This is a genomic window from Bacillus sp. AP50 (assembly GCF_040492675.1).
Classification (GTDB): domain Bacteria; phylum Bacillota; class Bacilli; order Bacillales; family Bacillaceae_G; genus Bacillus_A; species Bacillus_A cereus.
This window is the reverse complement of sequence record NZ_JBEUTW010000041.1, coordinates 1-6,678: the sequence shown is the minus strand read 5'-3', so window position 1 is coordinate 6,678 and position 6,678 is coordinate 1. Positions and strand designations below refer to the sequence as shown.

Here is a 6,678-nt window from a genome sequence, read left to right as displayed (position 1 = left end):
CTTTACATGAATAAGGTATATAATATATAAATAACGATTAACTGAGGTGAGAGTATGGAAGATACATATAAAATCCCAAAATTAGAAACAAAGCGTCTTTTATTAAAAAAACTAGATTTTCATGATTTAGATGATTTATTTGAAGTCTATTCGGATCCTCAAACAACTACATATGTACCTCGAGAGGTACATAAGAATAAAGATGAAACTCGTATTTTTTTAGAAAATACGATGGATACAGCTAAGAAAGGTAAGTCTTTCATATGGTCTATTATCTTTAAGGGGGATCAGAAAGCTATTGGCACCTGTGGCATCTGGAAATTATCACACAGTAGCGCTTCTTTAGGAGCCGTTATTAACCCACTGTATTGGGGAAAAGGAGTTATCGTTGAAGCTTTAGAAGAACTAATAAAGTTTGGCTTTCAAGAATTAGATTTAAATCGTATTGAAGGTAGATGCGACATAAGGAATACAGCGTCTGAACGAGTTATGCAAAAGCTAAAAATGACATATGAAGGAACATTAAGACAAAGTGTAATGATCAATGGTATGTATTGCGATTCTAAGGTATATTCTCTTTTAAAACATGAATACGGTAACTTTCGATAACGAAAATTATGTAAATATGTAATGTTATCAGACGACTAAATGAGGTACCGTCACATTGCCATAAAGCTAAGGTTTCACACTGTTCATTAAGCAAAAAAGACGTTATTCTTACTGTAGAATTATAGGAAAGGATGGCGTTTTTTGTATGTCTAATTCTGTATCTGATGACTTACAATTATTTGCACAGGAGATTAAGAGTCTTTTATCCTCAAATACCTTACAGAATCTAGCTAGAGATGTTGGATTTGTACAGCGAACAAGTAAGTAGCTTTATGTGTATGGATGAGTCAAAATGTCGCTAAAACCTCTTTAACTCAGTTATGTAGCTGTTTAGAAGCATCAACAGAAGTGCTCATCAGTCCTGAAGGACTGAATCAACGGTTTAATGAGGCGGCTGTCCAACTTTTACAACGCCTACTAGCTGAACTACTAAACAAAAAAATGGACGCATCTATGCCGATTTCTTCGCCATACACTTCTGTTTTCAAGCTTGTTCGTATTTTAGATTCAACTGCATTTCAACTCCCAGATGTATTTTCATCGGTTTATCCAGGTGCAGGAGGATGCAGCCATACAGCTGGAATAAAAATTCAACTTGAGTATGATTTGTTAAGTGGACAGTTCCTACATATTCATACAGGCCCAGGTACACAACATGATCGCACTTACGGCTCTCTGTGTGCCCCAACTGTGACAGCGAATGATTTATGTATCCGAGATTTAGGTTATTTTCATTTGAAAGACCTTCAATATATACAAGATAAGGAGGCCTACTATATCTCTCGTATCAAGTCGAATACACGTATTTATCAAAAAAATCCTACCCCTGATTATTTTCAAGATGGAAGAATTAAGAAAGGTACAGAGTATATACAGATAGATATGGAGACGTTAATGAACTCCCTTCAACCAGGACAAACATGTGAAATAGCTGATGCTTATGTAGGAATGATTGATAAAATGCCAGCTCGTGTAATTGTTCATCGATTAACAAAACAACAGCAACAAAAACGATTACAAGATCAAATTGTAAGAGAAAAAAAGAAAGGAATGAAGTATTCTCCTCGTAGTAAACGACTCAGTGGTATCAATGTATATATGACAAACACCCCTACAGATATTGTCCCGACGGGACAAGTACATGATTGGTATTCTTTACGTTGGCAAATCGAAATTTTATTTAAAACGTGGAAGTCATTCTTTCAAATTCATCATTGTAAAAAGATAAAACCAGAACGACTGGAGTGCCATTTATATGGTCAATTGATTGCCATTCTACTCTGTTCTTCTATCATGTTTCAAATGCGACAATTGCTCCTAATGAAGAAAAAACGAGAGCTATCAAAGGTGTTACTTCGCTTGTTCAATCTCCTACAGCAAAACGGGCGGAAATCTCATCGATATGAGAAAAAAACGGTCTTTGATATATTAGGTGTCGTTTACAATTGTACCATGTCTGATAATCAAGCCGCTTAATTCAAAAAATGAAAACCGTTAGGGTTTATTTCGTATGCAAATCTTTTAATCTCCTACACTTGCCCTTTAGAAAAAAGAAACACTCTCGCCTAAAATTGACTTTGCATAATCTTAGCTTGATAGCGATGGGGTCCCGCCAACAAAACGCGAATTTCGTACGCTAAGGATTTACTAAGTTAAAAAACTTGAGTTTACCGTACGTTAAGAGGGTTCCTTAAACGATATTTAATGTTTGTTATGGTACTTTGTTTTGGGTAATGAGTTTTGGAACTGATTTTTGAACATATTTCTGTTAGTTTCGTTAGAACTCAATAAGGTTCCTTAAACGACCGTTTTTGGTTCTGTTTTATTGAAAATAAAAAAGAGTCTGGATGCAAGACTCTTTTTTTTAACATAGTTTATTAATAGATTGCTTTCGTATTAAAACTACTATTACTCCACCGCATATACATACTCCATAAATAATGCTTGCGATATTTCCGAAGATTTCTAATCCAAAAGGGAGTAAAAATGTAGCAATTCCTCCTACATAAGCAAATATACCGAATAATTTAGCTAATTTATTTTTATCACCAACAAAAGTTTCTTCCTGATATCCTGCAATAAGAGATAAGCGTTTTTTTATATGAATTTGGTAACCACTTATCATAATAATTAAACTAAGAATCGTGCAAATCCCTAATCCCACCAACATTTTCACTGTCCTCACCATCCTTTTCATTATTTTACCATATTCAAGTTAGTGTTTTATATGCTTAACGTACGAATTTCGCGTTATGTTGGTGGAACCCCATGCCCATCAAGCTAAAAAGAACGAGTTACCCCAAAACAATAAAAAGCGGGCGAAATGTACACGTTTTTCGTTCTGAGGGTATTATGAGATCTTAAGTTGATGGATGGATGTGTGGCGAGACTATATGAAAGAAAGCTTTGCTCTTTTAACCAAAAACGGTCGTTTATGGTTAGATGAAATACTTACAGCTTTTTATGTGGTGCCCATTTTTTAAGATGTAATAAAAGGTAGAATAGTTGTATCAGGAATTTGCCAAATTCCTTGTATCTGTTGTCCCATATGGAAGAATCTCGTATATTTTTGCAGCAAGTGCCTGAGGAGACTCCCTTGACCCTCTTTTAATCCAATCGGTAACAATATTGAAGATACCGCCTGCTAAAAACAGGATTTGCATTCTGCTCATGTCATGATCGTGTGTAATATCCGCTTGAAAGACCTTTTCCATTGTGTAATTCAAGTAATTAAGCATCATATTAGATATATTTGAATCAATTAACTTTCCTGACGGCTTCTGTGCAGAGACAAATCCCTCTATGATATATTCAATAATTAGCTGCATACTTTCATACGGATCCAAACTATCAACCTCTTTCAAGAATTGTTGAACAATTTCATCCACGGATGCTTGCACGACGTCGTAAACGTTGCGGTAGTATTTATAGAATGTGACTCTGGCAACTCCAGCCTTTTTACAAATAGCTGTTACGGTTATATCTTGCAATTTATGTTCATGCAACAGTGCGCTCAATGCCTCCATAATGTATGTTTGAGAGTGTATACTGTCTTCTCTTGACTTCCTCAAAGCTAACACATCCCTTCATTCTGTTCGTTTTAAGTGTAAATAATCACATATTGCTTGAAAGATGAAAATTCACTGTTATACTTACACTTGTAAGTACAATTGTTAGTGCGGTGATAATTTCATTGTATAAAAGGACATTATCGCTGTCAATGTGTACCATTTTCTTTGTTTTTTACTGGCAATTTGTCGCCATTTTGCAAGCTATAAATAGGGAGGGATATTCAGATACAATCTATAATAAGTATTTTAAAATCTTGTTATATAAATAATATGTAATTTATGCATTTGTACGTTTCTAGATTACAACGTAAGAAGAATAATTTTTGATAAGAATAGGGTGAGATTTAATTGGCAAAACATCTGTATAAGTTAGGATATTGGGCAGTAAATCATAGGAAGAAGGTTGTATTCAGCGCACTCGCAATTCTTATTGCATTAGTGCTTTTTGCAGTCAACATGGGTTCCTCTTTCAAGGACGAGCTGAGTATTCCGAATACACCAGCAGATAAAGCAGGAAAAGTAATTGAAAAAGAGTTTAAAGCGATGCAACCAGCAGGTGCCCAAGTAAAAGTGGCATTTAAAGCACCAAAAAACGAAACCTTGGAGTCAGCGGAAGTACAACAGAAAATTGCAGGAGTTCTTGAAGAGATAAAAAAAGACTCAGCTGTTGATTCTGTGGCAGCACCGATGCAACTGCAGAACCTTAGTGAAGATAAGACAATTGGATATGCAGTTGTTACGTACAAAGTAAAAGCAGAAAAGGTTACAGAAGCTTCTAAAGATAAGATTTTAGATAGTATTGAAACAACAAGAGATGCCGGCATTCAAACGGAGTTATCAGGAGGCGATGTTACGTTTTCTGACTCAGAGACTTCAGGTATGACTGAAATTGTCGGAGTTCTTGTTGCCTTCGTAGTCCTGGCATTTACCTTTGTGTCTTTTCTAGTAGCTGGACTGCCGATTCTCACTGCGATAATCGGATTAGCAATTGGAATGCTAGGAATCATGATTGGAACCAATTATGTGGAAATCCAATCAGTTTCCTTATCATTAGCTGCCATGCTGGGACTCGCAGTAGGCATAGACTATGCACTCTTCATTATCAATCGTTTTAGACAGCAGCTTGCACAAGGAGATTCTGTTCCAGAATCTGTTGCCATCGCAACGGGAACAGCGGGAAGTGCCGTAATCTTCGCAGGATTAACTGTTATTATAGGTCTTTTGGGACTGTCTGTTACAAAGATTCCATTCCTGACAGCGATGGGCGTATCAGCTGCCTTTACTGTGCTTGCAGCTGTGTTGGTTTCCGTCATCATATTACCAGCCATTTTGGGACTTGTCGGCCATAAGATTGCCCCATCTAAACAAAATCGATTCTTGCAAAAGATGACTGGGGCAGGTAAGAAACATGCTGGTTCAAATAAATGGGGAGAATTTGTCATAAGACGTCCTCTGATTGTCACGATTTTCGCAATCGGACTACTTGCAGTGATTTCAATTCCGTTTTTCCATATGAACCTTGGCTTGCCTTCTGATGGAACAACAAAGTCCACAGAAACGACAGAAAGAAGAGTATATGATTTGTTGACGGAAGCGTATGGGGAAGGATTTCATGCTTCTTTAATGGTAGTAGCAAAATCAGAAGAAGCAACAGCTGAAACGCAAAATGCTATGAACACCATCGCAAAAGAATTGGGTAACCTACCTGACGTGAAAAGTGTGACACCAGCTATCCCTGGGCCTTCTGGAAAGATTTATATGATTTCTATTACACCAAAAACTGGACCTGACGATACAAAGACAAAGGATTTGGTAAAAGCAATCAGGGACAAATCGAACCAAACCGAGAAAAAAAATGAAATTGAACTAATGGTAACGGGCACAGCAGCGATGAATATTGATATCGTGCAAAAGCTGAGTGACGCCTTGCCAGTTTTTGCTGCCCTTATTGTGGGACTTGCGTATGTACTCTTAGTTCTAGTGTTTAGATCTCTGCTCATTCCATTAAAAGCAGTATTAGGGTTTCTACTTTCTCTTGGCGCTACGTTGGGAGCCGTGGTATTTTTCGTGCAGGATGGACATTTCCAAAATATATTTGGGTTCCCGGCTGCCGGTCCGATCTTAGCCTTCTTGCCTGTCATTCTGATTGGCATCTTGTTCGGACTCGCCATGGACTATGAGGTGTTCCTAGTGAGCAAAATGCGGGAAGTATATACGCATACAGGTGATCCGAAGAGAGCTATTGTAGAAGGAATGCGGGAGAGCGGGAGAGTTGTAGTCGCAGCGGGATTAATTATGATGTCTGTATTTATTGGATTCATGTTGGCGCCTGATACCATCATTAAATCCATAGGCATGGCTCTTACATTCGGTGTTTTCTTTGACGCATTCATCGTGAGAATGACAATCGTACCTGCAGTCATGATTCTCATGGGTAATTCAGCCTGGTACTTGCCAAAATGGCTGGATAAAATTTTGCCTAACATTGATGTTGAAGGAGAAAGCATTATACATCGCGTAGAAAACAAAAATGAAAAAATATATAAACAGAACCGTTAAATTTAATTCATAGTTGTATTCATTAAAAAAACCGCTTCCCTATAAAATAGGAGCGGTTTTTTAGAGAGAGTATGGATCCTCCTTCGCTAATTATGTAAATATATAAAAGGAACTAAGGTTTTGCACTATCCATAAAGCAAAAAAGACGTTATCCTTTCTGTATAATTATGGGAAAGGATGGCGTTTCTTTATGAATCTTTCGATTCTTGACGAACTTCAACCGATCGCTGAAGAATTACAACGACATATGTCTCCTCATGTTTTAGAACACCTAGCCAAAGAAAAAGGAACAAACCGAAAAAAGGTTGAAAGAACAAGCCAAAAGAGAAAAAAAGAAAGGTATTATCTACAAAGAACGGAGTAAAAGGCTGAGTGGAATCAACGTGTATATTACGAACATTTCTGCAGAAAATGTTCCAACGGAACATATCCATGACTT

Annotated in this window: 4 protein-coding genes and 2 pseudogenes; 4 read left to right on the top strand and 2 right to left on the bottom strand. The window is 37.0% G+C overall.

Annotated elements, in window-relative coordinates; all coding sequences use genetic code 11:
* The first annotated feature begins 54 nt into the window (after positions 1 to 54).
* Together ABWK52_RS05220 and ABWK52_RS05215 are read left to right on the top strand one after the other, a co-directional pair.
* The gene (locus tag ABWK52_RS05220) at positions 55 to 609 is read left to right on the top strand and encodes a GNAT family N-acetyltransferase (protein ID WP_063549430.1); all 555 of its coding nucleotides are present in this window, start codon (positions 55 to 57) and stop codon (positions 607 to 609) included.
* Positions 610 to 754: 145 nt separating this feature from the next.
* A pseudogene (locus tag ABWK52_RS05215) lies at positions 755 to 2,085 on the top strand (IS4 family transposase).
* A 388-nt stretch (positions 2,086 to 2,473) separates the two neighbouring features.
* On the opposite strand, the gene ABWK52_RS05210 reads toward ABWK52_RS05215, so the two are convergent.
* Together ABWK52_RS05210 and ABWK52_RS05205 are read right to left on the bottom strand one after the other, a co-directional pair.
* Positions 2,474 to 2,779 carry a DUF3784 domain-containing protein gene (locus ABWK52_RS05210; protein WP_098542415.1) on the bottom strand — a complete coding sequence of 102 codons (306 nt, stop codon included), beginning with the start codon at positions 2,777 to 2,779 and terminating at the stop codon, positions 2,474 to 2,476.
* Between the two features lie 340 nt (positions 2,780 to 3,119).
* The gene (locus ABWK52_RS05205; RefSeq protein ID WP_097842892.1) at positions 3,120 to 3,635 is read right to left on the bottom strand and encodes a TetR/AcrR family transcriptional regulator; all 516 of its coding nucleotides are present in this window, start codon (positions 3,633 to 3,635) and stop codon (positions 3,120 to 3,122) included.
* A 393-nt stretch (positions 3,636 to 4,028) separates the two neighbouring features.
* Here ABWK52_RS05205 and ABWK52_RS05200 point away from each other — a divergent pair, with 393 nt between their 5' ends.
* Together ABWK52_RS05200 and ABWK52_RS05195 are read left to right on the top strand one after the other, a co-directional pair.
* Positions 4,029 to 6,239 (top strand): MMPL family transporter, encoded by a 2,211-nt coding sequence (locus ABWK52_RS05200; protein ID WP_170953981.1) that lies wholly within the window; start codon positions 4,029 to 4,031, stop codon positions 6,237 to 6,239.
* Positions 6,240 to 6,523: 284 nt separating this feature from the next.
* A pseudogene (locus tag ABWK52_RS05195) lies at positions 6,524 to 6,678 on the top strand (IS4 family transposase); the annotation flags it as partial.